The sequence below is a fragment of the Aminobacter sp. P4_H6_2 genome (assembly GCF_056400805.1).
Genome location: NZ_JBFUKO010000783.1, coordinates 1 through 2,236, shown reverse-complemented (window position 1 = coordinate 2,236; position 2,236 = coordinate 1). Strand labels below are relative to the sequence as shown.

The window sequence follows — 2,236 nt, the reverse complement described above, 5'->3', positions numbered from 1 at the left end:
CTCGGGGCCATGGGATGAGAGAACGACGATCCGCTCGATGCCCGCTGCGGCAGCAAATCTAGTTACTTCTTTCACGGAATTTGGTTCGGCACCTGCCAAGAAGACTTTCGCTACTCCGGCGAAAGCTTGGGCAGCGTCCTGCGGACTCGTAATTGACCCTGACATGACTTGGGTTCCTTGCGCCCAGCCGTCAAGCTGCCCAGGCTCGGCCAGGACACGAACGGATACGCCACTATCGAGCAACTGCCGGGCGAGATGTCGACCGACAAGACCAGTCGGACTGGAACCCTCTCTTTTTCGAGGGGCCACAGTGGTCAGCAGAAAGATGGGTTGAGTATTCCGTTTCGCGCACATGCAAGACCCTCATCACCAATAGCGGTAGAGATCTTGCGCCTGATCGCATGTCAGGTTGCGGATCGATTTAATGCTGGGCAGTTTGCATGGGCCTTCAGCGCACTTCAAGTCTATATTTGCCTAGATCAGCAGCAGGCCCTTCATGCTGGCAATACCCTTCTTGCCGATGATGATGTGGTCGTGCACCGAAATGCCGAGCGGCTTGGCCGTGTCGATGATCGTCTTGGTCATGTCGATGTCGGCGCGCGACGGCGTCGGGTCGCCTGAGGGATGATTGTGCACGAGGATAAGCGCGGTTGCCGACAGCTCCAGCGCCCGCTTGCTGACTTCGCGCGGATAGACCGGGGTGTGGTCGACTGTTCCCGTCTGCTGCACCTCGTCGGCGATCAGCACGTTCTTCTTGTCGAGGAACAGGATGCGGAAGTGTTCGCGTGCCTCAAAGGCCATTGCGGCACGGCAGTAGTCGAGCAACTGTGGCCAGGACGACAGCACTTCGCGGCCGCTGATCTCGCCGCGCGCCATACGCTTGGCCGATGCCGCAATGATCTTGAGGTCAAGCGCAACCGAAGGTCCGATGCCCTTGACCTCCTGAAGCAGGTTGGTGGTGGCGCCGAGTACTTCCGCCAGCGTGCCGAAGCGGGCGAGCAGGGCCTTTGCCACCGGCTTGGTGTCGGAGCGCGGGATCAGCCGGAACAGCAGCAGTTCGAGCAGCTCGTCGTCGGCGAGCGTGTCGCCGCCATTCGTCGAAAACCGCTCGCGCAGCTGGTCACGATGGCCGAGATAGTGGGGCTTTTCCGGCGCGGCATCTCGTTTGATCGGCGGCAACGGAAGCTCGCCGAAGAAATCGCGCTCGTCGTGGTCGTTGTTCGCCACCGCTATCGCCCCCGCCGGAACACCGGCGAGGCGATATTATGCGGACAAGCCCGGCCGGTCGAGCCCTTTGGCGGATAGCGTGAAAATCTCGCAGCCTGTGGCGGTGACACCGACGGTGTGCTCGTATTGGGCCGACAATGAGCGGTCACGCGTCACGGCGGTCCAGCCGTCGGACAGCACCTTCACATGCGGGCGGCCGAGATTGATCATCGGCTCGATGGTGAAGATCATGCCTTGGCGCATCTCGACGCCCTCGTTGACGTTGCCATAGTGCAGGATGTTTGGCGCGTCGTGGAACAAGGCACCCACGCCGTGGCCACAGAAATCGCGCACCACCGAACAGCGCTCGGCTTCTGCATAGGTCTGGATGGCAGCGCCGATAGCGCCCGTGCGTACGCCAGGGCGCACTGCGGCAATGCCGCGCATCAGGCACTCATGGGTGACTTCAAGCAGGCGCTCGGCGGCGCGCTTGATGTTGCCGACCGGGTACATGCGGCTCGAATCGCCGTGCCAGCCATCGAGGATATAGGTGACGTCGATATTGACGACATCGCCGTCCTTGAGCGGCTTGTTGTCGGGAATGCCGTGACAGACGACGTGGTTGATCGAGGTGCAGCTCGACTTGGTGTAGCCGCGGTAGTTGAGTGTGGCCGGCATCGCGCCATGATCCATGCCGAACTCGAAGACGAAGCGGTCGATGGACTCGGTGGTGACGCCGGGTGCGACGCGATCGACCAACTCGTCGAGACACTGAGAGGTGAGCGCGCAGGCCTTGCGCATGCCTTCGAAGGCCTCCTCTCCATAGAGACGGATCTGGCCTGTGTTCCTGAGGGGCGCCGTGGCGGCGTCGAGATAGCTGACCATTGACCTCTGCCGAGTATGTCTGGGGTTGCTCGCGACGTGCTGCGAGGCGTTGCCGCAGATTTGGCACCGGAAGCGTCCAGATTCAACCCGCAAAGGCCAAACCGCAGCGATATGCGGCGTTTGGCCAGCAAAAACCGCCAATGTC

Annotated in this window: 3 protein-coding genes; all 3 read right to left on the bottom strand. The window is 61.5% G+C overall.

The window, feature by feature from the left end; translation table 11 throughout:
• Positions 1–354 (bottom strand): SDR family oxidoreductase (locus AC1DUU_RS30055; RefSeq protein WP_476786968.1); only part of this gene is annotated, 354 nt, incomplete at its 3' end.
• A 120-nt stretch (positions 355–474) separates the two neighbouring features.
• On the bottom strand, positions 475–1,227 hold the full coding sequence (gene radC / locus AC1DUU_RS30050) for a RadC family protein (RefSeq protein WP_476786967.1): 753 nt from the start codon (positions 1,225–1,227) through the stop codon (positions 475–477).
• Positions 1,228–1,263: 36 nt separating this feature from the next.
• Positions 1,264–2,091 carry a type I methionyl aminopeptidase gene (map, locus tag AC1DUU_RS30045; protein WP_476786966.1) on the bottom strand — a complete coding sequence of 276 codons (828 nt, stop codon included), beginning with the start codon at positions 2,089–2,091 and terminating at the stop codon, positions 1,264–1,266.
• Between the last annotated feature and the right edge of the window lie 145 nt (positions 2,092–2,236).

What these genes read in the sequence shown, in the direction of transcription:
- map (WP_476786966.1), bottom strand. Translation starts at nt 2,091, where the DNA reads ATGGTCAGCTATCTCGACGCCGCCACGGCGCCCCTCAGGAACACAGGC.